The 24582-nt window shown below is 34.3% G+C and carries 35 protein-coding genes and 1 pseudogene; 28 read left to right on the plus strand and 8 right to left on the minus strand.

Annotation, left to right across the window (positions count from 1 at the left end; genetic code table 11):
* The first annotated feature begins 160 nt into the window (after positions 1-160).
* From AC1Q8N_RS10125 to AC1Q8N_RS10135, 3 genes are all read left to right on the plus strand, one after another.
* Positions 161-421: a DUF3966 domain-containing protein gene (locus AC1Q8N_RS10125; protein WP_000817963.1), complete on the plus strand. Its 261-nt coding sequence runs from the start codon at positions 161-163 to the stop codon at positions 419-421.
* A 102-nt stretch (positions 422-523) separates the two neighbouring features.
* Positions 524-898 carry a nucleoside 2-deoxyribosyltransferase gene (locus tag AC1Q8N_RS10130; RefSeq protein WP_001012499.1) on the plus strand — a complete coding sequence of 125 codons (375 nt, stop codon included), beginning with the start codon at positions 524-526 and terminating at the stop codon, positions 896-898.
* Positions 899-977: 79 nt separating this feature from the next.
* Complete coding sequence (locus AC1Q8N_RS10135; protein WP_141497593.1) at positions 978-1466, plus strand: hypothetical protein; 489 nt, start codon at positions 978-980, stop codon at positions 1464-1466.
* 36 nt (positions 1467-1502) lie between these two features.
* Here AC1Q8N_RS10135 and AC1Q8N_RS10140 read toward each other — a convergent pair whose 3' ends face one another.
* Positions 1503-1814, minus strand: coding sequence for a hypothetical protein (locus tag AC1Q8N_RS10140; RefSeq protein ID WP_001093232.1), 312 nt, complete (start codon positions 1812-1814; stop codon positions 1503-1505).
* Positions 1815-2066: 252 nt separating this feature from the next.
* Between AC1Q8N_RS10140 and AC1Q8N_RS10145 the strand changes: the two genes are divergently transcribed.
* Positions 2067-2282, plus strand: a complete 216-nt coding sequence (locus tag AC1Q8N_RS10145) for a DUF3912 family protein (protein ID WP_001008334.1) — start codon at positions 2067-2069, stop codon at positions 2280-2282.
* A 98-nt stretch (positions 2283-2380) separates the two neighbouring features.
* Positions 2381-2788, plus strand: coding sequence for a hypothetical protein (locus tag AC1Q8N_RS10150; RefSeq protein ID WP_098076707.1), 408 nt, complete (start codon positions 2381-2383; stop codon positions 2786-2788).
* Positions 2789-3021: 233 nt separating this feature from the next.
* Here AC1Q8N_RS10150 and AC1Q8N_RS10155 read toward each other — a convergent pair whose 3' ends face one another.
* The 3 genes from AC1Q8N_RS10155 to AC1Q8N_RS10165 form a co-directional block, all read right to left on the minus strand.
* On the minus strand, positions 3022-4416 hold the full coding sequence (locus AC1Q8N_RS10155; RefSeq protein WP_048546455.1) for an L-cystine transporter: 1395 nt from the start codon (positions 4414-4416) through the stop codon (positions 3022-3024).
* Positions 4417-4522: 106 nt separating this feature from the next.
* Complete coding sequence (locus AC1Q8N_RS10160) at positions 4523-4765, minus strand: DUF2626 domain-containing protein (protein WP_000440719.1); 243 nt, start codon at positions 4763-4765, stop codon at positions 4523-4525.
* Between the two features lie 125 nt (positions 4766-4890).
* A complete protein-coding gene (locus tag AC1Q8N_RS10165) occupies positions 4891-5586 on the minus strand; it encodes a helix-turn-helix transcriptional regulator (RefSeq protein WP_098076704.1) in 696 nt (231 codons plus the stop codon).
* 205 nt (positions 5587-5791) lie between these two features.
* On the opposite strand from AC1Q8N_RS10165, the gene comGA reads away from it, so the two are divergent.
* The 10 genes from comGA to AC1Q8N_RS10215 all read left to right on the plus strand — a co-directional run bounded on the left by comGA (position 5792) and on the right by AC1Q8N_RS10215 (position 11406).
* Positions 5792-6835 carry a competence protein ComGA gene (comGA, locus tag AC1Q8N_RS10170; protein WP_048546451.1) on the plus strand — a complete coding sequence of 348 codons (1044 nt, stop codon included), beginning with the start codon at positions 5792-5794 and terminating at the stop codon, positions 6833-6835.
* Positions 6828-7859, plus strand: coding sequence for a competence type IV pilus assembly protein ComGB (gene comGB, locus AC1Q8N_RS10175; RefSeq protein WP_098076701.1), 1032 nt, complete (start codon positions 6828-6830; stop codon positions 7857-7859). The genes comGA and comGB overlap by 8 nt, the downstream gene beginning before the upstream one ends.
* An 11-nt stretch (positions 7860-7870) precedes the next feature.
* The gene (gene comGC, locus AC1Q8N_RS10180) at positions 7871-8170 is read left to right on the plus strand and encodes a competence type IV pilus major pilin ComGC (RefSeq protein WP_048546447.1); all 300 of its coding nucleotides are present in this window, start codon (positions 7871-7873) and stop codon (positions 8168-8170) included.
* Complete coding sequence (gene comGD, locus AC1Q8N_RS10185; RefSeq protein ID WP_098047944.1) at positions 8167-8622, plus strand: comG operon protein ComGD; 456 nt, start codon at positions 8167-8169, stop codon at positions 8620-8622. Before comGC ends, comGD begins: the two co-directional genes overlap by 4 nt.
* Positions 8615-8917 (plus strand): competence type IV pilus minor pilin ComGE, encoded by a 303-nt coding sequence (gene comGE / locus AC1Q8N_RS10190; protein WP_098076698.1) that lies wholly within the window; start codon positions 8615-8617, stop codon positions 8915-8917. Before comGD ends, comGE begins: the two co-directional genes overlap by 8 nt.
* Positions 8887-9357 (plus strand): competence type IV pilus minor pilin ComGF, encoded by a 471-nt coding sequence (comGF, locus tag AC1Q8N_RS10195; RefSeq protein ID WP_098047942.1) that lies wholly within the window; start codon positions 8887-8889, stop codon positions 9355-9357. Before comGE ends, comGF begins: the two co-directional genes overlap by 31 nt.
* On the plus strand, positions 9354-9725 hold the full coding sequence (comGG, locus tag AC1Q8N_RS10200) for a competence type IV pilus minor pilin ComGG (protein ID WP_098076695.1): 372 nt from the start codon (positions 9354-9356) through the stop codon (positions 9723-9725). Before comGF ends, comGG begins: the two co-directional genes overlap by 4 nt.
* 175 nt (positions 9726-9900) lie before the next feature.
* Positions 9901-10551, plus strand: a complete 651-nt coding sequence (locus tag AC1Q8N_RS10205) for a 2OG-Fe(II) oxygenase (RefSeq protein ID WP_048546438.1) — start codon at positions 9901-9903, stop codon at positions 10549-10551.
* Positions 10552-10669: 118 nt separating this feature from the next.
* The gene (locus AC1Q8N_RS10210; protein ID WP_098047940.1) at positions 10670-11167 is read left to right on the plus strand and encodes a shikimate kinase; all 498 of its coding nucleotides are present in this window, start codon (positions 10670-10672) and stop codon (positions 11165-11167) included.
* Positions 11168-11205: 38 nt separating this feature from the next.
* On the plus strand, positions 11206-11406 hold the full coding sequence (locus tag AC1Q8N_RS10215) for a YqzE family protein (RefSeq protein WP_000106080.1): 201 nt from the start codon (positions 11206-11208) through the stop codon (positions 11404-11406).
* A 68-nt stretch (positions 11407-11474) separates the two neighbouring features.
* Here AC1Q8N_RS10215 and AC1Q8N_RS10220 read toward each other — a convergent pair whose 3' ends face one another.
* Positions 11475-12107, minus strand: coding sequence for a VC0807 family protein (locus AC1Q8N_RS10220; protein WP_001073110.1), 633 nt, complete (start codon positions 12105-12107; stop codon positions 11475-11477).
* Positions 12108-12247: 140 nt separating this feature from the next.
* A pseudogene (locus AC1Q8N_RS10225) lies at positions 12248-12365 on the minus strand (GTP pyrophosphokinase).
* A gap of 73 nt (positions 12366-12438) precedes the next feature.
* Between AC1Q8N_RS10225 and AC1Q8N_RS10230 the strand changes: the two are divergent.
* Positions 12439-12666, plus strand: coding sequence for a hypothetical protein (locus AC1Q8N_RS10230; protein WP_000032702.1), 228 nt, complete (start codon positions 12439-12441; stop codon positions 12664-12666).
* Positions 12667-12763: 97 nt separating this feature from the next.
* Complete coding sequence (locus tag AC1Q8N_RS10235; protein ID WP_098068043.1) at positions 12764-12895, plus strand: hypothetical protein; 132 nt, start codon at positions 12764-12766, stop codon at positions 12893-12895.
* Between the two features lie 36 nt (positions 12896-12931).
* Here AC1Q8N_RS10235 and AC1Q8N_RS10240 read toward each other — a convergent pair whose 3' ends face one another.
* Complete coding sequence (locus AC1Q8N_RS10240) at positions 12932-13726, minus strand: YqhG family protein (RefSeq protein ID WP_048546433.1); 795 nt, start codon at positions 13724-13726, stop codon at positions 12932-12934.
* A complete protein-coding gene (locus AC1Q8N_RS10245) occupies positions 13713-15395 on the minus strand; it encodes a DEAD/DEAH box helicase (protein ID WP_001100048.1) in 1683 nt (560 codons plus the stop codon). The genes AC1Q8N_RS10240 and AC1Q8N_RS10245 overlap by 14 nt, the downstream gene beginning before the upstream one ends.
* Positions 15396-15786: 391 nt before the next feature.
* Between AC1Q8N_RS10245 and gcvT the strand changes: the two genes are divergently transcribed.
* The 11 genes from gcvT to AC1Q8N_RS10300 all read left to right on the plus strand — a co-directional run bounded on the left by gcvT (position 15787) and on the right by AC1Q8N_RS10300 (position 24442).
* Positions 15787-16887 (plus strand): glycine cleavage system aminomethyltransferase GcvT, encoded by a 1101-nt coding sequence (gene gcvT / locus AC1Q8N_RS10250; RefSeq protein WP_000631766.1) that lies wholly within the window; start codon positions 15787-15789, stop codon positions 16885-16887.
* A 20-nt stretch (positions 16888-16907) separates the two neighbouring features.
* Complete coding sequence (gene gcvPA, locus AC1Q8N_RS10255; protein ID WP_493521177.1) at positions 16908-18251, plus strand: aminomethyl-transferring glycine dehydrogenase subunit 1; 1344 nt, start codon at positions 16908-16910, stop codon at positions 18249-18251.
* Positions 18248-19723 carry an aminomethyl-transferring glycine dehydrogenase subunit 2 gene (gene gcvPB, locus AC1Q8N_RS10260; protein ID WP_000795689.1) on the plus strand — a complete coding sequence of 492 codons (1476 nt, stop codon included), beginning with the start codon at positions 18248-18250 and terminating at the stop codon, positions 19721-19723. Before gcvPA ends, gcvPB begins: the two co-directional genes overlap by 4 nt.
* A 328-nt stretch (positions 19724-20051) precedes the next feature.
* Positions 20052-20255 (plus strand): DUF3929 family protein, encoded by a 204-nt coding sequence (locus tag AC1Q8N_RS10265; protein ID WP_000639160.1) that lies wholly within the window; start codon positions 20052-20054, stop codon positions 20253-20255.
* 70 nt (positions 20256-20325) lie between these two features.
* Positions 20326-20517, plus strand: a complete 192-nt coding sequence (locus AC1Q8N_RS10270) for a hypothetical protein (RefSeq protein WP_000535935.1) — start codon at positions 20326-20328, stop codon at positions 20515-20517.
* Positions 20518-20633: 116 nt separating this feature from the next.
* Entirely contained in the window at positions 20634-21008 is a 375-nt protein-coding gene (locus AC1Q8N_RS10275) for a GntR family transcriptional regulator (RefSeq protein ID WP_098076692.1), read from the plus strand.
* Between the two features lie 3 nt (positions 21009-21011).
* Positions 21012-21884, plus strand: a complete 873-nt coding sequence (locus AC1Q8N_RS10280) for an ABC transporter ATP-binding protein (RefSeq protein ID WP_493521178.1) — start codon at positions 21012-21014, stop codon at positions 21882-21884.
* Positions 21865-22533 (plus strand): ABC-2 transporter permease, encoded by a 669-nt coding sequence (locus AC1Q8N_RS10285; RefSeq protein ID WP_493521179.1) that lies wholly within the window; start codon positions 21865-21867, stop codon positions 22531-22533. Before AC1Q8N_RS10280 ends, AC1Q8N_RS10285 begins: the two co-directional genes overlap by 20 nt.
* Positions 22534-22547: 14 nt before the next feature.
* Positions 22548-23180, plus strand: a complete 633-nt coding sequence (locus AC1Q8N_RS10290) for an ABC-2 transporter permease (RefSeq protein WP_098642275.1) — start codon at positions 22548-22550, stop codon at positions 23178-23180.
* 31 nt (positions 23181-23211) lie between these two features.
* The gene (locus tag AC1Q8N_RS10295) at positions 23212-23835 is read left to right on the plus strand and encodes an ABC-2 transporter permease (RefSeq protein WP_404519408.1); all 624 of its coding nucleotides are present in this window, start codon (positions 23212-23214) and stop codon (positions 23833-23835) included.
* 10 nt (positions 23836-23845) lie between these two features.
* Positions 23846-24442 carry an ABC-2 transporter permease gene (locus AC1Q8N_RS10300; RefSeq protein WP_048546478.1) on the plus strand — a complete coding sequence of 199 codons (597 nt, stop codon included), beginning with the start codon at positions 23846-23848 and terminating at the stop codon, positions 24440-24442.
* Positions 24443-24582: the final 140 nt, after the last annotated feature.

Genomic DNA, 24582 nt, shown 5'->3' on the forward strand with positions numbered 1-24582 from the left:
GGGAGGGGTTAATCCCCACTGATTATTAGTTGAACCAATCGGGCTTTTACGGGCAGTTAATCCCACACCTAACTTCTTTATTTTTGCTGAATTTTGAGGTGGGGGTTTTACTGCCCGTTAATGCGGGGTAACAAATGGATTAGTAGGGAAATTCCAAGTAATGAAGCGTGAAAATACGAATGGATTAGGAGTGACTGTGTTGGAGCTAAGTCTCTATGAAAATACTGCACTTATTATATGCTTTGTGTTGTACGTTGGTAGTGTTATTGTTTATATTTCAAGGAAATTTTCGCAAGAAAGAGAGCTTGAAAAATCAGAAATAACAGCTGAACTAGAAATGTTAGCTGATGAAAGTTATAAAAAGAAGAAAATAAAAGAAGAGCATGAAGAATCCCATCATTTAAACGCAAATAAGTTTTAAAGATGGGGATTTTTTTTTGAAGTCGTTCTTTAGTTCTTTATTATGTTTATAGCAAGTAACGCTAAAAGGAGTTTCCCGTACATAATGAAGGAGTGTATATAAATGAATTTTTATGTCGCCTCAGGATTCCAAAATAAACATCTTGTACGTTCTATAGCAAATGAACTGAAACATGCAGGATGGCACCATACATATGATTGGACAAGAAACGAAAGAGCAGTGAATCAAGATCAATTAAGAGAAATTGGTCAGGCAGAAAAGAATGCTATTAAAGAAGCGGATGTCTTTTTACTTATATTAGATGGCGGAAACGGGAGCCATACAGAGTTTGGAATGGCGATTGCGCTAGAGAAAAAGATATATGTATATCATGAAAGAAACCCGCTTCAAACAACGTTCTATCATTTGCCAGAAATAAATATTTTTGAAGGAGATGCAACTGAATTTGCATCTTATGTTATGAATCATGTGAAATAATAGTAACGACCTAAAAGGTTATAAAAGTGATCTTTTGGGAACAGTGATGATAAGAAACGTATATAAAGGAGTATATAATATGAAATTAGAAAATGGATGGGAAACGAGCTTTTTAGAAGTCGTACAAAATAGTGAATTTAAGAAAGAGGCCGTTCTTAGTCAATTGCTTTGTGGGGATAGTGAAGAAGTAGAAGAGCTTGTGGATGATTACGGATATGAAGAGATTATTGAACGCGAACATGATGATGAATTAGCAGAAGTTTTAGGTGAAGAACTTTTCGGTGAGATGGAACGACACGTATTCTTATCTTCACAGCCAGAAGAAAAACTTATTTCATTCGTAAATGGATTAGGTTTTCATGTGTTAGATTGGATCGTTCTTCTTGAAACAGAATTTGGCATTGATAGTGTACACTTTACGTCGGACGCCGTGAAAATGTTAGAAAAACGCTTTAGACAATTTCCATACATAGAAGATAAGACAATTTTTGATATGACATTTGGAGAAGCAATGGATGTATTAGAATCCATTACAGGATTACAACTGAAGGAAAAGATGAACGTATAATGTAAAAAAAGAACGTGATATCCTCACGTTCTTTTTTTACATTATAATAATTTTGTCATCTAGTTTTGTTTGTCCGCTAAGAAGTGCGTTTAAATATTCCACTTTTCTTATACAGGCCTGTATATGTCTTTCAACCTCTTGCAACTCTGCTTGGTGATGTGTTTCAATCGGATGAATTTGTACGTTGAATTTTTCAAATTGACTACTATATGTTATTTCTGCATAGCCGCTCATAATATCCATTTCGTTATGAAATAAAAATTGTTTCGTTTTGTCACAGAATGATACATTCTGAAAGCCATATACTTTTAATGCGTCAATTACTTTTTTAATCATTTTTGTATTCATTTTTTAACCCTCTTTGCGAAGTTCTACTTATATATTATAACATAAAAAATTACATAGAAAGCGCTTCCAAGTGTATTTTATTATAAACTTTACGTTTCAATCACAAAAATGAAACAAAGAAAAAATAATTGTAAAGAAGGGAGGACTCTTTTATTGTTTCGTCATATATATAGAGAAATAGTGCAAGGAAAGGAAAATTTCCGAATTTGAGTTCGTATTTCAAATTTAAGCGCAATAAAAGAGGTGAGAGACTTGAACTTTGATATTGTAGGACAAAAAGCATATATAAAAGATGGACCGCATCGGAACCGAATTGGAATTGTAAAGAACAGCGAGACAAAATTAGAATCGCAGTTTGCTATTGTAATTGGAGAACAAATCATTGATGTAGAGCTAAAGGATATCGTGTTAGTTGGAGTAGACGTAGGACAATTTCATAAATGGTGCGAACAAAATGGTTATTTGTGAAAAGGACGGGCTGTGAGATAATAAAAATAATTGTAGCAGCATAAGAATGAGAGAATACGAGATTGGTATTCTCTTTTTCAGTGTTTTAGGAGGCGAGAATGAAGTATAAAGAACAAGATTTTACATTGGAGTTAAAAGAGAAAATTCAGTGTATGGAGAAGGAAACAGAGAGAATATCATTTAAACTTTTTAAAGATTATTCACATTTGTACATAGAAAAAAACATGGAATTATTTATAGAACTCATCAGAGATAAAGAAGATCCTTTTGAAACAGGATATTCTTCATCCATTTCGATAGCTGTATTAGATGAAGAAGGAGAGATGACTGAATTTTATACAGTTCCTATCTGGGAATGTTGTAATTATTTTTTAGGAGTACCGCTTCAAATAAGGTTTTGGGGAGGTAAGTTAAGTGGTGAACTTGTTGATGAAACTTATTGTGAGATAGAGGAGGAGTTAAAGGAGCGGTTGGAAGAGTTTTTACAGTTTGCAGATGAGGAATAATAGTTAGTCTTTAGTTTATAATTAATAGTTATTAAAAAAATGAAAAGTAGCATAATTTAGTTATATCTATACGTAATGATATATAAGTGGTGTTCTTATCATGGCTGAAGTAATTGGTAGAGCTTTATACATAGTGTTTGAAACAATATGTTATGCCTTATGTATAAAAGACAAAGAGGAAGATGAAAAGAACTAAAAAAGGACGCTAACAGTTTTTGTTAGCATCCTTTTTATTATGAAGCAATTTCACCAGTTTTTGTATCATCTTGATTGTACGTATCTTGATCTAATTCACCAAGCCATTTACTAGAAATAAGACCTGCTGTCATAGAACCACTTACGTTAAGAGCTGTACGACCCATATCGATTAATGGTTCAACTGAGATAACAAGAGCGACAATACCGATTGGTAAGTTCATTGTAGATAGTACGATTAACGCTGCGAATGTTGCACCACCACCAACACCGGCAACACCGAATGAGCTAATAGCAACGACAGCGATTAAAGTTAAAATAAATTGTGGTTGTAATGGATCGATTCCTACAGTTGGAGCGACCATCATTGCAAGCATTGCTGGATAAATACCTGCGCAACCGTTTTGTCCGATAGATACTCCGAATGATGCTGCGAAGTTTGCAATCCCTTCGGAAATACCAAGCTTTTCTTTTTGCGCTTCAATATTTAATGGCATTGCACCAGCACTAGAGCGAGATGTGAATGCAAATGTTAATACAGGGAACACCTTTTTTAAATATTGAATTGGATTTAAACCAGATAGAGCAATTAATAATAAGTGGATAACGAACATTATGATAAGTGCCACGTAAGACGCTAACACGAAGTTACCAAGTTTTAAAATAGCATTTATATCGCTACCAGCAACTGTTTTTGCCATAAGAGCTAATACGCCGTATGGAGTAAGACGTAAAATTAATGTTACCATACGCATTACGATTGCATATACAGCATCAAGCATTTTCTTAAATAGTTCTGCTTGTTCTGGATATTTTCGTTTTACCCCTATAAAGGCGATACCGATAAAGGCTGCAAATATTACAACAGAAATTGTTGATGTTGGACGAGCACCTGTTAAATCAAGAAACGGATTTGTAGGTAACAGCTCTAATAATTTATCTGGAATTGTTGTTTTTTCAATAGAAGTAAATCTTTCTTCAACTAGTTTCAGACGAGCAGATTCTGCATCACCTTGTTGCAGGCCTGTTGCAGATACATCAAATCCTGCACTTGCGGCGATACCGACAGCTGCAGCAATTCCTGTAGTAAGAATTAAAATTCCGATAATAAGACCACTAATTTTACCAAGGTTTTTCGTTAACTGTAATTTTGTAAATGCGGAAATAATAGATACTAAAATAAGTGGCATAACGATCATTTGAAGTAATTTCACATAACCGTTACCGATCAAGCCAAACCAAGTATTTGATTCAATAATTACTTTAGAAGTTGGCTCATAAATAAATTGTAATATAAGACCGAATATAATTCCGACTCCTAAAGCAGTAAATACACGTTTATTAAAAGATACATGCTTACGTTGCATATAATATAATACGCCAACTAAGATGAGCATGACTGCAACGTTAATTCCGACAAGCAGTGTATTCATGTTGATTCCCCCTAATTCCAATCTGTTATATAGAATATAAGGTAATAAAACCTATAAGTCAACTAGGGAATTGCGGAATTAAAAAAAAGATGGCAAAATGCCATCTTTAATGTCCAGCTCCAGGGACAAGTAAAAACGTCGTGTAGTATGTAAATCCTATGAAGAAAACAGTTAAATATGCCCCGAATACGTATATATACATACGCTCTGTTAAATTTAAATAGCTTAAAAGTACGAAGAAACCTGTTTGTCCTAAAAATAGTAGTGCGGCCTGTTGCATATCCCCTACGTAAAACATAACCGAGAAAATTCCAGTCCAAAAGCCGAGAACGCGAAACATGCGCTCCATGCCATCTCCCTCCTTTTCTAAAAAAAGTAAACCTCTCCTCATTATAGTTTATTTTTCTTACTATTGTAAATATTCATTCATATAAAAAGAAGCCAATTATAATTGGCTTCTTTTTATATGAGAAATTAAATTGTTAGTTTATAATTACAAGATTTACATCCATCTAGTAGACTATCGTTTCGAGTTAATTCCGTGTTAGGGAATAGGATTTCAAAAATCCCTTTCATCATATCTCCGTGCATATTACAAATTTCAGTTGGGTGATGAACAGCAACCTCTTTAAATGGACAATTGTGTACATCGTAGAAAATTTTCGTTCCATCTGCACTTAATTCAAATACAGGTGATAAACCAGCTGTTGAGAAAGCTTCTTTTGCAATTTGGACTTTTTGCTCTACTGTTAAAGCATCTTCATTCACATGTAAACGCTGCATATGTTGTTGCATTAACTCGGCCCCGAATTGTTTTCCTGTTTCGTATAGCGCTTTTTCACCAGCGGCGCCAAGGCTAAGTAAAGAATTAAATGCTATTCTTGCTAACAATTGATAATCGCGGAATGGAAATTGTAATTGAATCACATCTTCAGATAATACATATAATCTGCTTGGTCTTCCGCCTTTTCCAGTTTTCTTTGTTTCCGATTTCAGCATATGAACATCTTCTAATTTAGATAAATGTAAACGTGCTACGTTTGGATGAATGGCAAACTCATCTGCAATTTCTTGTACAGTTACGTAACTATGTTTTTGAGAAATATATTTATAAATGTAATAACGAGTTGGGTCAGATAATACACCAGTAATTTTTAAAGCTTGTTCCATGAGGATCTCCACCTTTATCACTTTATCCAAGATAATAACATTATAATACAGATAAACTTCCATATAGGTAATTTCAGACAATAATTCGGAAATTGTTCATAATTTCACAAACATATTTTCCCTTTTTGCTCTAGTGAAAATACAAAAATACCGATTTTTCTGATGGTTTTTTTCATGCTATATACATAGTGGGGAGGGAAAAATGATGAATGGAATTGAAAGCTTTGCGAATATGATTTTGAAAGAGGCGTGTAGGGTACAAGCTTCGGATTTACACATTGTGCCCCGGAAGAAGGATGTAGCGGTTCAACTACGTATAGGAAAAGATTTAATGACGAAACAATACATTGAAAAGGAATTTGGAGAAAAACTTGTTTCACACTTTAAATTTTTAGCATCCATGGATATAGGGGAGAGGCGGAAGCCACAAAATGGTTCATTGTATTTACAAATGGATGGACAAGAAGTATATTTGCGCCTTTCCACGCTTCCAACCGTATATCAAGAAAGTCTCGTTATTCGTCTTCATTTACAAGCATCTATTCAGCCGTTATCTCATCTTTCGTTATTTCCAAGTACAGCGAAGAAACTACTTTCTTTTTTGCATTATTCACATGGGTTACTCGTCTTTACGGGACCGACTGGTTCAGGAAAGACAACAACAATGTATGCATTATTAGAGGTAATTAGAAAAAAGAAAACACGTCGCATCGTTACACTAGAAGATCCAGTTGAAAAAAGAAATGACGATGTATTACAAATTCAAATAAATGAAAAAGCAGGTATCACATATGAGGCGGGACTGAAGGCTATTTTACGCCATGATCCAGATATTATTTTAGTCGGTGAAATTCGTGATGAAGAAACAGCGAAAATTGCTATAAGAGCAAGTTTGACTGGACATTTAGTAATGACGACATTGCATACGAATGATGCGAAAGGAGCGATACTTCGGTTTATGGACTTTGGCATAACAAGGCAAGAGATTGAACAATCTTTATTGGCTATAGCTGCACAGCGACTTGTCGAATTGAAGTGTCCGTTTTGCCAAAGAAAGTGCTCAACTTTATGTAAATCAATGAGGCAAGTAAGACAAGCGAGTATTTATGAGTTGTTATATGGATATGAGTTAAAACAAGCGATTAAAGAAGCAAACGGGGAATGTGTCACATACGAGCATGAGACATTAGAATCTTCGCTACGAAAAGGATACGCTTTAGGATTTTTAGAAGAGGATGTGTATGTTTAAGAGAATATGGAGTTTAAGTGATCAAGTAGTATTACTGAAACGATTAGGAGAACTATTAGAAAAAGGATACTCCCTTTTGCAGGCATTAGAATTTTTACAGTTTCAATTACCTTTAGAAAAGAAAGTACAATTGCAGCGTATGATTGATGGGTTAAAAGATGGAAAAAGTCTACACGATTCTTTTCATCAATTAAAGTTTCATCAGGAGATGTTAAGCTATTTATTTTATGCCGAGCAACATGGTGATATTTCTTTTGCGTTGCAACAAGGGAGCTCACTTCTTTATAAAAAGGATAAGTATAGGAAAGATATGATGAAAATAATGCAGTATCCTATGTTTTTGGCGTTCTTTTTAATAATCATGATTTTTGTTTTTAACCGCATTTTATTACCGCAGGTTGACATGGTATATAGTTCGTTTGGTTCTACAGCACCTTTACTTACAGAACAAATATTAAGTGCAATTAAGCTGCTACCCTATCTTATTATGAGCACTATTTTTATCGTCTTAATTGGCTGTAGTGTATATATAGTTTACTTTCGGAAGCTCCCGCATATGAAGCAGATAAAAATTATGCTTCGTATTCCCCTCATAAAAACATTTCTTATTTTAAAGCATTCGCATTATTTGGCTACTCAATTGAGCGGCTTATTACACGGAGGACTATCGGTACTTGAGGCTATAACAATAATGATGGAGCAAAAGTATCATCCATTCTTTCAGTATGAAGCGGGCCGAATTAAACACCAATTAATTGCGGGAGAACCGTTGCAAGCTATTATTGCAAAAAGTGGATATTACGAGGAAGAGCTATCTTATATTATTACGCATGGACAAGCAAATGGTAATTTGGCAATTGAATTAGGTGACTATAGCGATCTTATCATGGAGAAGATGGAGCAAAAAGTTAAACGTATGTTAGTGATCATTCAACCGATTTTGTTTACGTGTATTGGAGGAATAGTCGTTCTTATGTATTTAGCGATGATTATGCCAATGTTTCAAATGATGAATTCTATTTAGGAGGTATTTACATGCAAAATGAGGAGGGATTTACCCTTTTAGAAATGTTATTAGTTATGGTCGTTATAACTGTACTATTACTATTAATTATTCCGAATGTAGTTACACAGCGTTCATCCGTCGAAGGAAAAGGATGTAAAGCCTATGTGAAATCTATAGAAGCGCAAATACAAGCATACCATTTACAACATAATAAAATTCCTTCGCTAAAAGAGCTAAGGGATGAAAAATATATTACATCTGATAAGTGTCCGAATGGTGAATCCATTCATATTTCAAATGATGGCACAGTAACAACTGGGAAACTGTGAAACAAAAAGGTTTTACTCTTTTAGAAATGCTACTCGTTCTCTTTGCAATTTCTGTGCTAAGTATGGTCATGTATTACAATGTACATTCGTTATATGAAAAACGGAAAATCGAACAATTTTTGAGGCAGTTTTCAAATGATATTTTGTATATGCAACAATTAGCGATAAACCGTCAAAAACATTATACATTACGATGGTATAAAGATAGACATATGTACTATATAGGGGAATCGAGTACGAATCTTGCTATCATTAAAAGAGAATATGATAGCGATATACAAATTGATTTGAATACTTTTCCCAATCCGATGACATATAATCCGAGTGGAAATATTAATAGAGGTGGTACAATTTTACTTTCGTATCGAAGTTATAAATATGAGGTTGTATTTCAGCTTGGAAGAGGGAGATTTACGTATCGTGAAATGTCAAAAAGGGTCAGTGATGGCTGAGATGCTTGTAGCATTAAGTATAGTAATGATGGCGGTATCTTTACTACTTCCGCAAACAGTATTAATTATGCAAGAACGAAAGAATATACAGATGCGTTATAATGCATTTGTATTATTAAAAAGGGAAGCAGCTTTATATATGTATGAAAATGAGGCGAAACAACAGAAAGAAAAAGTCATAAATGGAAATGTATATTACACATATTGGGGAGGAAATGAAGTTTGTGCTATGTGGAAAGATGTGAAAGGAAGAATGACGGAACAATGCTTTTATGCAGGAGAAAAAACAAATTAGAAGTTGGATTTACATTAATAGAAATGATCGTATGTTTTTTTCTGTTATCACTGTTCTTTTTACTCTTGCCACGTTTAAACTTTATCGGAATAGAAAACAAACAATCGAAAGGATTAAATAATTGGGAATGGGATGTGTTTATAGGACAAGTACAGTTAGAGTTTCGTGAAGTATCTTTTGTAGAAAAAATAGTCCCTGAAAATAAAGATAATCTTTTGCGCTTCCGTCTTCGTACTGGAGATGAAGTGACGTATGAAAAATTGAATAATCATCTTATAAGAAAAGTGAATATGCGCGGAAGAGAAGTTATATTACAAAATGTTGAAATGGTTTCGTATGAAGTAACACCTCATTTGCTCTTTATAAATGTGAAAGATATGAGTGGGAAAATATATGAAGGTGTAGCTGTCAGGTATAGCGAAATGGAAATAAATACATGAGAAAACAAGCTGGATTTACGATGCCAGGAACAATCATTTTTCTTGTATTATTAACTTCGTTCTTTGTATACGAAACGAATATGTTGCTTATAGATAAAAAATTTTATATTGAAATAGAGCAAAAGTTTGTACTGGAAGAACTACTAAATCGATCAATTACAAATATAAAAAAAGACTTACAGCAAAAAGAAAAGGAAGATACTTTTTTCTTTCAATATGAAAAAGGCGAAGCAAGTGGAAATTACGTCTTTGAAAACGATGATATACTCGTTTCGTTGCAGTGCAAAATTAAACAGGAAATTTTGTATAAAGTAAGTTTTTGGTATAGAAAAAAGGATGAAAAAATATTCGATTGGATAGAAGGATAGTCTGTGAAATATACGGACGAAAACCATAATTTCTCATTTTGTAATAGGTTGTTTTTTAAAAGGAAATGGATAAATAAAACAATTGAAAGTTTAAATTTTCTCAAAAAAGAGAAAGGTAGAAAGAATATGATATATTCAAGCTATCCAAACATATTTTTTTAGGGAGAATAGGGAAATGATAAATAACAATCAAATAGGTGAAAATAAGGAACAAACTATTTTTGATCATAAAGGAAATGCAATTATGACAGAAGATAGGGAAATACACATTATTTCAAAATTCGAAGAACCTCTTATTGTCGTGTTAGGAAATGTATTAAGTGATGAAGAATGTGGAGAATTGATTGAATTGTCTAAAAGTAAAATAAAGCGTTCTAAAGTTGGTTCATCACGTGATGTAAATGATATTCGAACGAGTAGTGGTGCATTTTTGGACGATAATGAACTTACTGCGAAGATTGAAAAACGAATTTCATCTATCATGAATGTTCCTGTGTCGCATGGAGAAGGATTGCACATTTTAAATTATGAAGTGGATCAACAGTATAAAGCGCATTATGATTATTTTGCAGAACATAGTAGATCAGCTGCTAATAATCGTATTAGTACGCTTGTCATGTATTTAAATGATGTAGAAGAAGGCGGAGAAACGTTCTTTCCGAAATTAAATCTTTCTGTACACCCTAGAAAGGGAATGGCAGTATACTTTGAGTATTTTTATCAAGACCAATCATTAAATGAGCTGACGTTACATGGAGGGGCACCTGTAACGAAAGGTGAAAAATGGATTGCAACGCAGTGGGTGAGAAGAGGCGCTTATAAGTAAAGGCGTGTATGAGACGTTTTGTTCTTCATTGTATAAGAAGAACAAAACGTTTTTTTATTAAATAATGGAATCATTCGTTATAATAACAAATAATAACGAATGATTGAGAGGAACGAACATGAAATCTATATACATAACCGGTTATATGGGAGCTGGGAAAACAACAATTGGAAAAGCGTTAAGTAAAGAACTTCATATGGATGTTGTCGATACAGACCAAAAAATTGAAGAGAATCAGGAGAAGGCAATTCGTGATATTTTTGCCGAAGAAGGCGAAATCGCTTTTCGGGAATATGAAAGTGAAATGTTACGTTCACTACCGAGTTGTAATGTAATTATTACAACTGGTGGTGGAATCATCGAGCGAGAGGAAAACCGAAAGTGGATGAAGGAAAATGGAACTGTCGTGTATTTATATTGTGATCCACATGTAATTGCAGAAAGACTTCGTGAAGATACGACACGTCCACTATTTCAGAAGAAAGATATAGAGGCATTTGTGGCAAAATTTGAATCGCGCCGAGCTCATTATGAAGAGGCTCATATACATATTGATACGACGAATAAATCGGTAAAACAGATTATGAATGAGTTAAAAGAAAAGATTAATGAATAAAAAAGTGGACATACTAATCAAGTAGAGGTGATGATAATATGTCTACTAATGATTATGTTCGCTTTGTGACGCAGCAGTTTGTGTCGTATATGGATGCTCCAAAAGAAGATCGTAAACAAAAGAAAGAACAACGTCGTGCTGAAAAAGAGCCATTTATGAATAAATGGTTTGGTGTTATGCCGCTTAGTGCTGCTTTGTTTTATCGAAACGTAAAAGATAAAAGAAAAAAATCAAGTTAACGATTTCGTAATATGTGTAGCAAAATGAAAATCCCCTAGTAGCATCATACTACTAGGGGATTTTTTATTTACTGTACAGATTCTTTTTCTTCTGTAACAGCATGTATTTTATTGTTAACCCATACGAATCCTATTCCGATACAAATGGAAATGCCCCACCCAACAGCGGTCATAATCGCTCTCATTTCACCATAGCCATCTACACCGAAAACAGAGATGAAATAAATTTTTAAGAAGCTTTTTAATATAAATTGTAGCCCGAAAAATAGCGTTAAATATTGTAGTGCTGGATAGATCCGACTATCACGATACAGTTCACGACTTTTATCACGGTCATGGCCTTGCAATGCGGCAATATCTGCTGCGAAATATAACATAAGTGGTTTTTTTATAAAAATGGTACATATGACGATAATACCGAGTACGATGTGATAATACGCATCGTTCCACAACATTCGTTCAGCTGATCCAGATAATAGGTCTACTGTTGTATTAGAAATGAGTGTAATTAAAATAAAGAATCCTGTTACGTTAAACTGTTTTTCTTTTTTAAAGGTATACAGTGTATAAATAATCCCCGGAACAGAGGAAAGTAACATCGCGTAATAAGGATCGATATAAGGTTTTGCAAATTTCCAAATGAGGAATGGGATTACGAGATAAAAGACAAGATCTAATATAGCTTTTTTATTTTGATTCATATAAATCCTCCTTAAGTCATACATATATTTTATAATATAATTTCTGAAAATTGTATAAAGTTTAATAGGAAAAGAAAAAATATATTAATTTTTGAGGGATTAGTAGATTAAAAAAATTGCCCCTAGCGTAGTAAGTTTTTTTAGTATATAATAAAGGAAACGCTTTCATTTTTTGGTTTGTTCACAAAATGGACGGAAAATCACATATTTACTATCGATATGTTGCTTTATAATGAAACTAATTAAATATACATGCATACAATATTGTGAAATAAATAACATAAATAATCTATATAAATGTAAACGTTATCAAAATAGAGAGGTGGAGACAATGAGTAAATTTTTCTTCAATCATAATCCAGCAACAGTAGAGGATGGAAGGCTTGTTAAGTATGCTGAAATTATTTATGGAGAAGGTGGCCGTTCTGTATTAGAAAATTTAATGGTGAAGGCATCTATCAGATTGCGTGATCGTTATCCGAATAAATCTGACGAGCAGATCTCGAACCTTGTAAATAAAGGCATCCATGATATGTTTCAAAAATATGTGAGTGAGTAAGAGTAGCCAATGGCTGCTCTTATTTTTTTGTATAAGGATTGTATCTCTAGCTGAAAATAAGGATGTATTTTGAAAGATATAAAAAGGAGTGATAAAGATGAGCAATGGAATTGGTCGTTCAAAAGAAAATCTTCCAACTGATGCTAATCATGTGAGCGCAAAGGATCGTGCGCATCAAAAACGTATGACAAAGCAAAAACAACAAGAGCGTAATGGCGATAGAGGATAACTCAAAAAAAGCTCCTTCTAAAACAGAAGGGGCTTTTTAAGATAGAAAATGATTTGCGGTAACATAAAAAAGTCCACCGTTAATAATTTGCACTGTAATACGTGGCTCGTATTGTTCTTGTAGTGCTTGTTTTTCAATTTCATAGCTTTCGGGAAGTTCATCACTTTCTTCATAAAAACGATTTAAAAGGTCTAAATCATGATTCCAGCGCACTCTTGCTTCTTTCGCCCACGTATGGTCATCTTCTGCAATAATATTTTTTAAAGCGTCCTCTATACGTTGTAAACCGCTTTGCGGTTTAATGATAGGTGAGAGCGTAAAACAAAAGTCAGGTATTTTCGGTGTAAGTTTAATTTTCGTTAATGTTTCATGAAAGTTTGCAATCATTGTGCCAGAAATGAGATGAATACCAATCGAGTGAAGGATGTCCTTTTTTCGATCACATTGATAGGAAACTTTAATATTTACACCGAGCCACGGATGGAGCGGTGTATGTGTCGCTCCGCTATGCCGTACTTCCTCATATAAACGTATGTAAGAGCCTAATTCTTTTGTCGTTTGGAAAATTTGATGAAGGCGTGGGGAACCGTAGTGAATCAGTTCACCATCGCTTTCTTCATTTTCTGGATTCGTAACAAGAGTAAGGCGCATCGGATTCGGTACGCCTCCTGTTTTCTCAAGATAGTGCCAATAAAAAGGGCGATTCATTAATAATTTATCCATCTCAATTGTTAACTGCACATCTAATAAATGAGGAGAACGTTCTAAAATTTCACAGTTATTCGCCTCAAAAAAATTGTATAAGTAATTATGAATTTCATGTTGCTGCATAGCCTTGCACCTCAGCTTCATTTCGTTTCGCAAAGTCGATAATAGATGTTAAGTTTTCCATCTTAATTCGGATTTCTCCTTCGCTTTTTGATTGCGCAAATATTTCTTGAATGTGCGCGTCGATGTTTTTCATATTAATTCTCGTTAAAATTTCATCAAGCTCGCCGATAACACGCTCAAATAAATTGATTTTTTCATATAACAGTTTCAAAATATGTTCTTCAACAGTATGTTTTGTAGCTAAGTTATAAATATGAACATCATTCTTTTGACCAAGACGGTGAATACGTCCGATTCTTTGTTCAAGACGCATTGGATTCCATGGCAAGTCATAATTGATCATATGGCTACAAAACTGTAAGTTAATCCCTTCGCCACCAGCTTCCGTTGCAATTAATACTTGTGCGTGGTTTTGGAAAAGCTCCTTCATCCAATCTTTCTTCCCGCGTTTAAACCCGCCGCGGAATGGAACGGAAGAAATACCGTGTTGTTGTAAAAACCATTGTAAATACATTTGTGAAGCTCTATATTCAGTGAAGATAATGACTTTATCGTCAATTTCTTTTATAAGCTCAAGAGCTTTATTCGCTTTTGAGTTGAAAGGAATATGATTAATTTTGTCCATTAGCACATCAATATGTGGGTCCTTTATGTAATGCTCATTTTCTTTCTGCCTTTTTTCCACATGTTTTTTTAATGAGTAGTAAACAGCTTCACGACTACTACACGCTTCCCGTTTTAAAGTTAACGATGAGAAAGCAGATGTGAAGGCATCTTGTCCTCGCCAATTTTCAATACCATTATACAAAGCTTGCTCTTCTTCATTAAACTCAACAAAAATTGTACGTACATGTCTTTTTGGCCAATCAATTCCGGTATTATGACGTCGATTTCGGACCATCACTTTGTTAATAAGAGCTTTTAAATCTTCATCAGATTCGGCGGAACGATTTTTTGAAGCGTAATATTCTTCAAAGTTGGATTGATTGCCTAAATGTCCTGGCTTTAATAAAGATACAAGGTTAAAAATTTCATCGATCTTATTTTGAACAGGCGTAGCGGTTAATAATAAACAAAATTTCTTTTTTAATCGTTGTGCAAATTCATAGTTTTTTGTTTTATTATTTTTAAGTTTATGTGCTTCATCGATAATAATAAGGTCATATTCTAGGTTCAAAACGATATCGCGATGCGGTGAACGTTTTGCAGTATCAATTGATGATACAATCACATCGGCTTGTTCCCACGAGTAGCTTTTCTTTTGGGCTACAGCTGGAATAAAAAACTTTGTATTTAATTCGTATGCCCATTGTGATACGAGAGAGGCAGGGACGAGTATAAGTACTTTTTTCACAAGACCGCGGACCATATATTCTTTTAAAATAAGCCCAGCTTCAATCGTTTTCCCAAGTCCCACTTCATCTGCTAGTATCGCTTTACCATTCATTTGTTCAATGACATTTTGAGCGACTTCTAATTGATGAGGAAGTGGTGTGAAATGAGATAAATGCTTCGGTGCTTGTAATCCATCGAAAGTAGGAACAAGTAACGATTTTTCTGTTTTATAAGCTAAATGATATAAATCCCAGTTTGTCCAAGGACCATCTTCGTTAATTCTATTTAAAAAATTGTTTTGCCACGTTCGATCTACGGAAATATCGACATTCATTACGACTCTCCCACCTTTTATAAACTAAAGTAATTATTAAAAAATCTTTATTATATAAGCCTTGTAATAAGGCTCTATTACACTTGCTGAAAGTTAAAGAATAGGAAAAGATAAAGGGCTAAATTTTGAAAATTGTATTTAATAAGATTAAGAATGAAAAATTCTAAATTATTTTTTATGCTAGAATATTGATGAAATATAGCGAATAATGTTAGGATAATGGTGTGAAATGTGTGGAATCTTTCGTATTTTATCCAAGAAAGTGATTTTTTATTTACGCTTTCATAAAAAAATATAATGAGATTCCGTATATCCTATCTTTTCAGAGTGAAAATGTTTAGATATGGCGAGCAACTTTTATTGATTTGTCAAAGCATAAGGGGGAGAGAGCATGATTACATTACAACGTACACCGTTATTTGATGTATACGCGAAGTATGGTGGAAAAACAATCGACTTCGGTGGTTGGGAATTACCAGTTCAATTTTCAAGCATTAAAGAAGAACATGAAGCTGTACGTACGGCTGCAGGTTTGTTCGATGTGTCTCATATGGGAGAAGTTGAGGTAAAAGGTGTAGATAGTTTAGCATTTTTACAACGTGTTGTTACAAATGACGTTTCTACCTTAAAGGTAGGAGGCGCACAATATACAGCTATGTGCTACGAAAATGGTGGTACAGTAGATGATTTATTAATCTACAAACGTGGTGAAGAAGACTATTTATTAGTAATCAATGCATCAAATATCGAGAAAGATTACGAATGGTTAGCTAGCCATGTAATTGGCGATGCAACAGTAGTCAATGTTTCTAGTGAAGTTGCACAGCTTGCAATTCAAGGTCCAAAAGCAGAAGGCATTTTACAAAAAGTTGTGTCAGAAGATTTGAAAGAAATTAAGTTCTTTAAATTTAAAAACGATATTCTTGTAGATGGAATTCCAGCACTTGTATCTCGTACAGGTTACACAGGTGAAGATGGATTTGAAATTTACTGTAAGAGTGAAGATGCTGCAAAACTTTGGGAGAAACTTCTTGAAGTTGGAGCAGAAGAAGGCTTAAAAGCATGTGGTTTAGGTGCTCGCGATACACTTCGCTTCGAAGCAACATTACCACTTTATGGTCAAGAATTATCAAAAGATATTACACCGATTGAAGCTGGCATCGGCTTTGCGGTAAAACCAAATAAAGAAGCAGACTTCTTTGGAAAAGAAACGTTAAAAGAGCAAAAAGAAAACGGTGCGCCTCGTAAATTAGTCGGCATCGAAGTAATCGAACGTGGAATTCCTCGTACGCATTACCCTGTATTTATTGGAGAAGAAAAAATCGGGGAAGTAACGAGTGGTACACAATCTCCAACGTTAAAGAAAAGCATTGGTTTAGCACTAATTGATGTAAAATACGCAGCAGTTGATACAGAAGTAGAAATTGAAATTCGTAATAAACGCGTCAAAGCAGTAGTTGTTCCAACACCATTTTATAAACGTTCAAAGTAACGGGGAGAGGGGTAGATTTCATGTTGCATCGTTATCTTCCAATGACAGAAGAAGACAAAAAAGAAATGTTACAAACGATCGGCGTTCAAACGGTCGATGAGTTATTCTCTGATATTCCAGAGAGTGTTCGTTTTAAAGGGGATTTAAAAATTAAAGAAGCAAAATCAGAGCCAGAGCTTTTAAAAGAGTTAACTCAAATGGCTAGTAAAAATGCTAACTTAAAAGAATACGCTTCTTTCTTAGGAGCAGGTGTATACGATCATTACGCTCCAGTAATTGTAGATCACGTTATCTCTCGCTCAGAATTTTATACAGCTTACACGCCATACCAACCAGAAATTTCACAAGGGGAATTACAAGCGATCTTTGAATTCCAAACAATGATTTGTGAATTAACAGGAATGGATGTAGCAAACTCTTCTATGTACGACGGAGGTACAGCTTTAGCTGAAGCAGCAATGCTAGCAGCTGGCCATACTCGCAAAAAGAAAATTCTTGTATCTAGTGCAGTTCATCCAGAATCAAGAGCAGTACTTGAAACGTATGCAAAAGGTCAACATCTTGAAGTTGTTGAAATTAATCATAAAGATGGTGTAACAGATTTAGACGTATTACAAAGTGAAGTAGATGATACAGTTGCTTGTGTAATCGTTCAATATCCAAATTTCTTCGGACAAGTTGAAAAATTAGCTGATATTGAAAAAATCGTTCATCAACAAAAATCATTATTTATCGTTTCTTCAAATCCATTATCATTAGGCGCATTAACACCACCAGGAAAATTTGGTGCTGATGTTGTAATCGGTGATGCACAACCATTTGGTATTCCAACGCAGTTTGGTGGACCACACTGTGGTTACTTTGCAACAACGAAAGCATTTATGCGTAAAATTCCAGGACGTCTTGTTGGACAAACTGTAGATTCAGATGGTAAACGTGGATTTGTATTAACGTTACAAGCACGTGAACAGCATATTCGCCGTGATAAAGCGACGTCTAACATTTGTTCAAACCAAGCGTTAAATGCATTAGCAGCATCAGTTGCAATGACGGCACTTGGTAAACAAGGTGTGAAAGAAATGGCACGTCAAAACATTTCTAAAGCACAATATGCAAAACGTCAATTTGAAGCGAAAGACTTCACTGTAACATTTGCTGGACCATTCTTCAATGAGTTTGTTGTAGATTGCAAGCGTCCAGTGAAAGAAGTAAACGATGCATTATTACAAAAGAATATTATCGGCGGTTACGACCTAGGCCGTGATTATAAAGAGCATGAGAACCATATGCTTGTAGCAGTAACTGAGCTTCGTACAAAAGAGGAAATTGACACACTTGTAAACGAAATGGGGGCTATCCAATGAAGAACCAAGACCAAGCACTTATCTTTGAAGTGAGTAAAGAAGGACGCATAGGATATAGCCTACCAAAATTAGATGTAGAAGAAGTGAAACTAGAAGATGTGTTTGAGAGCGATTATATTCGAGTAGAAGATGCAGAGCTACCAGAAGTATCTGAACTTGACATTATGCGCCACTATACAGCACTTTCAAACCGTAACCACGGTGTAGATTCTGGATTCTATCCACTTGGATCTTGTACGATGAAATATAATCCGAAAATTAATGAGAATGTAGCTCGTTTCGCAGGATTTGCAAATATTCATCCATTACAAGATGAAAAGACAGTACAAGGTGCAATGGAATTAATGTACGACTTACAAGAGCACTTAATTGAGATTACAGGTATGGATACTGTTACATTGCAACCAGCAGCGGGTGCACACGGAGAATGGACAGGTTTAATGTTAATTCGTGCATACCATGAAGCAAATGGTGACTTTAACCGTACGAAAGTAATTGTTCCTGACTCTGCTCACGGAACGAATCCAGCATCTGCAACTGTAGCTGGTTTTGAAACAATTACAGTAAAATCAAATGAACATGGTCTTGTTGACTTAGAAGATTTAAAACGTGTTGTAAACGAAGAAACAGCAGCACTTATGTTAACAAATCCTAATACATTAGGTCTATTCGAAGAAAATATTTTAGAAATGGCAGAAATCGTCCATAACGCAGGCGGTAAATTATACTATGATGGTGCAAACTTAAATGCGGTATTAAGCCAAGCGCGCCCAGGAGATATGGGATTTGACGTTGTGCATTTAAACCTTCATAAAACATTTACAGGTCCTCACGGCGGCGGTGGCCCAGGTTCGGGTCCAGTAGGTGTGAAAGCTGATTTAATTCCGTACTTACCAAAACCAATTTTAGAGAAAACGGAAAATGGCTATCACTTTAACTATGATCGTCCAGAAGCAATTGGACGCGTAAAACCATTCTATGGTAACTTCGGAATTAACGTTCGTGCATACACATACATTCGTTCTATGGGTCCAGATGGACTACGTGCAGTAACGGAGTATGCGGTATTAAATGCGAACTATATGATGAGAAGATTAGCACCATTCTATGATCTTCCGTTCGATAGACATTGTAAGCATGAGTTTGTATTATCAGGTCGTCGCCAAAAGAAACTTGGTGTACGTACATTAGATATCGCAAAACGCCTGCTTGATTTCGGTTACCATCCACCGACAATTTACTTCCCATTAAATGTGGAAGAATGTATTATGATTGAGCCGACAGAAACAGAATCAAAAGAAACATTAGATGGTTTCATTGATAAGATGATTCAAATTGCTAAAGAAGTAGAAGAAAATCCAGAAGTTGTACAAGAAGCGCCACATACAACGGTAATTAAACGTTTGGATGAAACATTGGCTGCTCGTAAACCAGTTTTACGTTATGAAAAGCTAGCTCCTGTACAAGTTTGATTAGCATAACAAAGGAAGAACTCGCTATATGCGGGTTCTTTTTTTGTATGGAGAATTTGTCCCACGATTTGTGGGCTGATTAAAGTTTCACTTTATGCAGAACTAGTGAAGAAAATGTTAAAATTTTATATTTTTTGTTTCATAATGGTGTAAAGAAGTAGTTTCATAGGTGATTTTGTTGAAAAAGTCGGTTTGATAAAAGTATTTATTTTTGTTAGAATTTTATTGAAATTAAGAAGATGCAATGAGATAGGAATGACTCATTTTTATGTATATGTGAAAAAACGAGCAAGTTGGGGGTGAAAATGTGGGATATCGGTGTTATAGAATGATATACCATTTAGAAAACGGAAAAACGATTAAAGATGTAAAAGAATTTTGTTATCGAGATCAAGGAAAAGTATTAGAAAGAGTAGCACATCGTGTAATGGATAATAGAGAAGTGACTGCAATTGATAAGCAAGGAACAATCATTTCAATAGCATGTGAGGACATTGTAAAGGTGGAACTTGATTACATAACAGAAAGTTAACCTTGAGTCATATCGAATTATTCGATACAATATACTGTTGAATGGTGACGAGAGAAGAGAGGAGTTTATTATGGGTAGTACAAGACACTTTTATATGTTTATCTTAGCGTTTGTTCTTGTTGTAGCATTAACGATTTATTTAATTGTTGATAGCACTTGGTACAACACAGTTCATCCAGCGTTCCTTCTGTTTATGTATGTAGGAATTGCGGTAGTGAGTTTCGGAATGAGAGATGAGATGTTAGATCGCTTTGAAAAGTGATACATATACGAAAGACCAACAGGAAAATGTTGGTCTTTTTTTCTTGCCAAAAATAGGATGGTGTGTATATACTGTATATATAAGGTATACACAGTATATACACACTGGAGGAAAACATGAATATTATTATTTCGAATTCTTCCCAAGACCCTATTTATGTACAAATAAGAAAACAATTAAGCCAGCTTATTTTAAAGGGTGGTTTAAAGGGTGGAGACCAATTACCGTCTATTCGTAGCTTAGCGAAGGAATTACAAATTAGTGTAATTACAACGAAGCGTGCGTACGAGGAGCTTGAAAAAGAAGGATATATAGAAACTGTTGCTGGGAAGGGGACTTATGTTTCACGTAAAAATAATGAACTGCTAAAAGAACAAAGGCTGCGTCTATTGGAAAGTAAAGCGGAAGAGATTGTGAATGAAAGTAAAGCGTTGCAGCTTTCACTTGAAGATTTACAGCAGATGATTGCGTGTTTATATGAGGGGGAATAAGAGATGTTAGAGCTAAAAAATGTTTGTAAAAGTTATCAAGATTTTGCAGTGAAAAATATAAGTTTTACACTGCCACGCGGATATATTATGGGATTTGTCGGACCGAATGGAGCCGGGAAAAGTACGACAATCAAAATGATTATGAATTTAATTAGAAAAGATAGCGGCGATATAAAAATTTTTGGCAAAGACAATAAGAAAGCCGAGAAGGAAATAAAACAAAATATCGGATTTGTATATGATGAAAATCATTACTACGAAGATTTAACGTGTGAACAAATGAAGCGTATTATTGCACCGTTATATAAAAAGTGGGACGAAGAGCAGTATCAATCGTATATGCAAAGATTACAAGTTCCAAAGTATAAAAAAATTAAAGAGTTATCTAAAGGGATGAAAATGAAATTTGCGATTGCCATCGCACTTTCACATCATGCGGAATTTATCATTATGGATGAACCGACAGCAGGATTAGATCCAGTTGTTCGAAGTGAATTACTTGATATTTTGCAAGAAATTGTAATGGAAGATGAAGTATCTGTATTATTCTCAACACACATTACAACAGATTTAGAGCGCATCGCAGATTATATTACGTTCATCAACGATGGAGAAATTATATTTACTGGTGAAAAAGAAGACTTAATGGAGAACTACGTAATCGTAAAAGGAAGTAACGATTTATTAGACCGAGAAGGAAAAGAGCTATTTGTTGGATTACGAAAAAATAAATTTGGTTTTGAAGGTTTAGCGAAGGATAAACAAGCGATTGTCGATTGGTTTGGAAATGAGGTTGTATTAGAAAAGCCTACATTAGACGATATCATCGTTTACACCGCCAAAGGGAGAGGTGCTTATGCGTCAGCTCGTATATAAAGATTTGTTCTTTTTTCGGGGGATATGGCCAGTGTATCTTACTATACCCTTTATATTCTTTTTGTTTGAACCCGGTGATGGAATGCTGTTTCCTATGAGTTGTTTATTTATAACTCTTTCCTCAGTTACGATATTAATTGTAATAGATGAACGGAATACAAGTGAAATTATTATGAATAGTTTACCGTTAAGTAGAAAGGATATCATAATTGCTAGATATATTTCCTGTGCAATATTCATTGTAGGTGGCATGCTCTCTACGATGTTAGTTGTTTTTCTTATAAGAGGCATTGTGGTCATTGGTGATATCGGTGCCTATCATCCTAATCTATACATTGAAATTCCATGGTATGAAGTAATAAATGGAGCTATTTACGCCTTGTTTTTTGTTGTGATACTTTTCCCTAGTTATTACGGTACAAAATCGAAGGTAGTAAGAAGTATAGTATCGGCAGCATCAATGGGAGTGGGTGTAATTTTTTGGATGTTTATTAGTGATGGGCTGAATGAAACAGCACCTTCGTTCATTGAGTGGATTATGAATCCTATGCATGTTGGTGTGTTTATAGTTGGAATTATTACATTAGTTAGTATTTATATCGCTTCTATGCTTCTTACAATTAAAATTTATGAAACGCGTGATTTATAGAGAGGAGAATTCATATGCAACAGTTGATTTTGAAGGAGTTTGTCTTACAGAAGAAGATGTTTCCTTTCTATTTTTTAATACCTATTTTATCTGTTTTTAGAAATTCCGTAGAACCGATGGGGATTGCAATAGGATTATTTATAACATGTAGTACGATTATATATATTTCTTTTTATTATGACGAGAAAAGTAAAACAGAAAAAGTATTAGTGAGTTTGCCTATAATGAGAAAGGAGATAGTTATAGCTAAATATATTTCAAGCACATTATTTATTATAGCCGGTTTGAGCATAACTTCTATAGTCGTAATACTAGGAAATATTTTGTTGAACAGAGATATAGTTATTCCTGGATATGCAATATTTTCAGCAATAGTAGCAACTTTGATTTATTGTGTAGTAACGATACCTACTAATTACATTGGAGGATATAGAGCTATTACTGTCTTGAATGTGATTATGATTTTTCCTTTAATGGGTATGATTGGTCTTATGTACAATATTTTTGGTGATGAAATAATTATGTTAAAAGTACTCCACTCTCAAGAGGCTACACTAGCAATGAGTTTTCTTGGTATCGGAGTGTTAGTAAGTATAGTCATATCAATGTTTCTCTCAATGAAAATGTTTCAGGAGGCAGAGTTATAGAAGGGACATTTTCATATTAGGAGGGTAAAACATGATCAAGCAATTAGTCTTAAAAGATATAGTGTTGCAAAGAAAGTTAGGATTTGTTTATCTTATATGTTTGTTTTTCCTTGCTATTGTTGATTTTCGTAGTGATAGTTTCCTTATGACGATTAGTGTATCTATACCTTTTCTTGGTATGGTACTGTCAATGAGTTATGAGGGGAAAAATAAAAGTGAGATGATAGTAAATAGTTTGCCGTTTGAGCGTAAAGAAATTGTCATAGCAAAATACATATTTGTAAGTATTTTAGTTGTTTTAGGTGGGATTTTCTCACTTGTAGTTGGTTTAATTCAGTTACAAAATGAACATATAACTGTATTTATGCTATGGGGAGAGATTCTTGGCGGAATAACGGGAGGATTGGTTTATAGCATGATTGTACTCCCAATCGAATTTTCAGTAGGATATAGTAGTGCAAAACAAATTGCTCCTTTCATCGGAATTGCATTTGGGTATTTAAGTGGATTGATTGTAAGTAACGTATGGTTAGATGTAGAGAATGCTTGGAACATGAGTCTAGTCGTAAATATTTGTTTTATAGCAGGACTCCTTCTTTTATATGTTATGTCTATGTTTTTCTCAATTCATTTGTACAATGAACGTGATTTATAAGGAGGGAGCAATTGTGAAGCAACTTATAATAAAAGACTTTATCGTGCAATGGAAATTTTTAATTTGGTACATACTGTATCCTGTTTTCTTTTATATGGCCGTAACAGATACGGAAAATCTGTTCATAATTATGTCAGTAATTTTTACAATTGGGGCAACAGTAAAAACATTTGAAGCAGATAGTAAAAATGAGAGTGAAGTTATAGTAAATAGTTTACCAATATTGAGAAAACAAATTGTGTATGCGAAATATATAGTAGCAATTATTATTCTTTTTATAAGCGTAACGGTCGGTTGTTTCACGATGGGAATGAAGAATGGGGTTAACCTATTTGGATTTATTGAAACGACAATGGTTGCTAGTATTAGCTTTATTTTAATGTATTTAAGCTTTGTTTTACCAATATCGTTTTGGTTAGCATATAAAAAAACTATTTTTATTGCGATTTTTATACTAATAGCACCTATGGCTATTTCTTCTATTTTCTTTGGAATCAACCTAGAACAAATTCAACTATATAACAGTGTGTTATTTGTTAGTTCAATATGCATGTTCATAGTATCTGTCTTCGTTTCAGTGAAGTTGTATGAGAAGAGAGAATTTTAAAAGGTGCCTTATATAAGGCACCTTCTTCAATAACGACAATATGAAAGTAAGAGTTTATAAACAGAGAGGCTGTTTGGTACAACATCTTTTGGAGTATGTAATATAAAGCTGAAAATGATAACGAGAATGAGAAAGAGGAA

The organism is Bacillus sp. GW823-FHT06B01, assembly GCF_058952315.1.

Bases quoted from the DNA above. Each gene is read 5' to 3' on its own strand.
- AC1Q8N_RS10125 (WP_000817963.1), top strand. From the start codon at position 161: ATGAAGCGTGAAAATACGAATGGATTAGGAGTGACTGTGTTGGAGCTA.
- AC1Q8N_RS10130 (WP_001012499.1), top strand. From the start codon at position 524: ATGAATTTTTATGTCGCCTCAGGATTCCAAAATAAACATCTTGTACGT.
- AC1Q8N_RS10135 (WP_141497593.1), top strand. From the start codon at position 978: ATGAAATTAGAAAATGGATGGGAAACGAGCTTTTTAGAAGTCGTACAA.
- AC1Q8N_RS10140 (WP_001093232.1), bottom strand. From the start codon at position 1,814: ATGAATACAAAAATGATTAAAAAAGTAATTGACGCATTAAAAGTATAT.
- AC1Q8N_RS10150 (WP_098076707.1), top strand. From the start codon at position 2,381: ATGAAGTATAAAGAACAAGATTTTACATTGGAGTTAAAAGAGAAAATT.
- AC1Q8N_RS10155 (WP_048546455.1), bottom strand. From the start codon at position 4,416: ATGAATACACTGCTTGTCGGAATTAACGTTGCAGTCATGCTCATCTTA.
- AC1Q8N_RS10160 (WP_000440719.1), bottom strand. From the start codon at position 4,765: ATGGAGCGCATGTTTCGCGTTCTCGGCTTTTGGACTGGAATTTTCTCG.
- AC1Q8N_RS10165 (WP_098076704.1), bottom strand. From the start codon at position 5,586: ATGGAACAAGCTTTAAAAATTACTGGTGTATTATCTGACCCAACTCGT.
- comGA (WP_048546451.1), top strand. From the start codon at position 5,792: ATGAATGGAATTGAAAGCTTTGCGAATATGATTTTGAAAGAGGCGTGT.
- comGB (WP_098076701.1), top strand. From the start codon at position 6,828: ATGTTTAAGAGAATATGGAGTTTAAGTGATCAAGTAGTATTACTGAAA.
- comGC (WP_048546447.1), top strand. From the start codon at position 7,871: ATGCAAAATGAGGAGGGATTTACCCTTTTAGAAATGTTATTAGTTATG.
- comGE (WP_098076698.1), top strand. From the start codon at position 8,615: ATGGCTGAGATGCTTGTAGCATTAAGTATAGTAATGATGGCGGTATCT.
- comGF (WP_098047942.1), top strand. From the start codon at position 8,887: ATGCTTTTATGCAGGAGAAAAAACAAATTAGAAGTTGGATTTACATTA.
- comGG (WP_098076695.1), top strand. From the start codon at position 9,354: ATGAGAAAACAAGCTGGATTTACGATGCCAGGAACAATCATTTTTCTT.
- AC1Q8N_RS10205 (WP_048546438.1), top strand. From the start codon at position 9,901: ATGATAAATAACAATCAAATAGGTGAAAATAAGGAACAAACTATTTTT.
- AC1Q8N_RS10210 (WP_098047940.1), top strand. From the start codon at position 10,670: ATGAAATCTATATACATAACCGGTTATATGGGAGCTGGGAAAACAACA.
- AC1Q8N_RS10215 (WP_000106080.1), top strand. From the start codon at position 11,206: ATGTCTACTAATGATTATGTTCGCTTTGTGACGCAGCAGTTTGTGTCG.
- AC1Q8N_RS10220 (WP_001073110.1), bottom strand. From the start codon at position 12,107: ATGAATCAAAATAAAAAAGCTATATTAGATCTTGTCTTTTATCTCGTA.
- AC1Q8N_RS10230 (WP_000032702.1), top strand. From the start codon at position 12,439: ATGAGTAAATTTTTCTTCAATCATAATCCAGCAACAGTAGAGGATGGA.
- AC1Q8N_RS10235 (WP_098068043.1), top strand. From the start codon at position 12,764: ATGAGCAATGGAATTGGTCGTTCAAAAGAAAATCTTCCAACTGATGCT.
- AC1Q8N_RS10240 (WP_048546433.1), bottom strand. From the start codon at position 13,726: ATGCAGCAACATGAAATTCATAATTACTTATACAATTTTTTTGAGGCG.
- AC1Q8N_RS10245 (WP_001100048.1), bottom strand. From the start codon at position 15,395: ATGAATGTCGATATTTCCGTAGATCGAACGTGGCAAAACAATTTTTTA.
- gcvT (WP_000631766.1), top strand. From the start codon at position 15,787: ATGATTACATTACAACGTACACCGTTATTTGATGTATACGCGAAGTAT.
- gcvPA (WP_493521177.1), top strand. From the start codon at position 16,908: ATGTTGCATCGTTATCTTCCAATGACAGAAGAAGACAAAAAAGAAATG.
- gcvPB (WP_000795689.1), top strand. From the start codon at position 18,248: ATGAAGAACCAAGACCAAGCACTTATCTTTGAAGTGAGTAAAGAAGGA.
- AC1Q8N_RS10265 (WP_000639160.1), top strand. From the start codon at position 20,052: ATGATATACCATTTAGAAAACGGAAAAACGATTAAAGATGTAAAAGAA.
- AC1Q8N_RS10270 (WP_000535935.1), top strand. From the start codon at position 20,326: ATGGGTAGTACAAGACACTTTTATATGTTTATCTTAGCGTTTGTTCTT.
- AC1Q8N_RS10275 (WP_098076692.1), top strand. From the start codon at position 20,634: ATGAATATTATTATTTCGAATTCTTCCCAAGACCCTATTTATGTACAA.
- AC1Q8N_RS10280 (WP_493521178.1), top strand. From the start codon at position 21,012: ATGTTAGAGCTAAAAAATGTTTGTAAAAGTTATCAAGATTTTGCAGTG.
- AC1Q8N_RS10285 (WP_493521179.1), top strand. From the start codon at position 21,865: ATGCGTCAGCTCGTATATAAAGATTTGTTCTTTTTTCGGGGGATATGG.
- AC1Q8N_RS10290 (WP_098642275.1), top strand. From the start codon at position 22,548: ATGCAACAGTTGATTTTGAAGGAGTTTGTCTTACAGAAGAAGATGTTT.
- AC1Q8N_RS10295 (WP_404519408.1), top strand. From the start codon at position 23,212: ATGATCAAGCAATTAGTCTTAAAAGATATAGTGTTGCAAAGAAAGTTA.